2 tRNA genes are annotated in these 388 nt (G+C 37.4%); both read left to right on the forward strand.

Going from position 1 to position 388, the window contains the following annotated elements:
* Positions 1–94 precede the first annotated feature (94 nt).
* Positions 95–167: transfer RNA gene (locus IRZ99_RS21135), tRNA-Phe, on the forward strand.
* Positions 168–173: 6 nt separating this feature from the next.
* Positions 174–259: transfer RNA gene (locus IRZ99_RS21140), tRNA-Leu, on the forward strand.
* Positions 260–388 lie beyond the last annotated feature (129 nt).

Here is a 388-nt window from a genome sequence, read left to right on the forward strand (position 1 = left end):
ATTATGTGGGAGAGTATGTCGTCGCCTTTCTTTTGAAAACCCTATCTGATAAAAATGGTAGGGTTTTTTATTTATACTTTTTAAAAGTATTAAAGGTACCTTAGCTCAGATGGTAGAGCAATGGACTGAAAATCCATGTGTCCCTGGTTCGATCCCTGGAGGTACCACATAATGCTCGGATGGTGAAATTGGTAGACACGCTGGACTTAAAATCCAGTGAACAGCAATGTTCGTGCGGGTTCAAGTCCCGCTCTGAGTACAAGAAAGCCCTTTCAATTTTTGAAAGGGCTTTTTTTATGCAATATTTTTTTTTGTTTTACTTCTTTTTTCAAAGCAGAAGTTTCGGATCAATCTAAAAATTTGAGATGGCCCCTATAGATCTTTTAAA

The organism is Flavobacterium sp. LC2016-12, assembly GCF_015351595.1.
Taxonomy (GTDB): Bacteria; Bacteroidota; Bacteroidia; order Flavobacteriales; family Flavobacteriaceae; genus Flavobacterium.